Here is a 624-nt window from a genome sequence, read left to right as displayed (position 1 = left end):
CAAAATGGTAAAGAGTTTAAAACAGAAGAAGTGAAAGCTGATAAAGAAGGCAACTGGAACTTCAGTTTTAAAAATCTACCAAAGTACGATGGACAAGGAAATGAGTTCAAGTACACAGTAAATGAAGTAAAAGTGAAAGACTACGAAACAAAAGTAGAAGGAACAACAATCACGAACACTTACAAGAATACGGAAACAACAGAAGTAAGTGGTAAGAAAGTCTGGGAAGACTACAACAACAAGTTCAACACACGTCCAGAAAGCATCACAGTTCAATTGCTTCAAAATGGTAAAGAGTTTAAAACAGAAGAAGTGAAAGCTGATAAAGAAGGCAACTGGAACTTCAGTTTTAAAGATCTACCAAAGTACGATGGACAAGGAAATGAGTTCAAGTACACAGTAAATGAAGTGAAAGTGAAAGACTACGAAACAAAAGTAGAAGGAACAACAATCACGAACACTTACAAGAATACGGAAACAACAGAAGTAAGTGGTAAGAAAATCTGGGAAGATTACAACAACAAGTTTGGTAAACGCCCAGAAAGTATTACGGTTCAATTGCTTCAAAATGGTAAAGAGTTCAAAACAGAAGAAGTGAAAGCTGATAAAGAAGGAAACTGGACT

The 624-nt window shown here is 35.6% G+C and carries 1 protein-coding gene; it reads left to right on the top strand.

Going from position 1 to position 624, the window contains the following annotated elements:
- A partial coding sequence (locus tag BAU27_RS08340; protein WP_139254627.1) for a Cna B-type domain-containing protein occupies positions 1-624 on the top strand: 624 nt, incomplete at both ends.

The organism is Bacillus sp. NH11B (genome assembly GCF_001884205.1).
Classification (GTDB): domain Bacteria; phylum Bacillota; class Bacilli; order Bacillales; family Bacillaceae_G; genus Bacillus_A; species Bacillus_A proteolyticus.
This window is presented reverse-complemented; position numbering and strand designations above follow the sequence as displayed.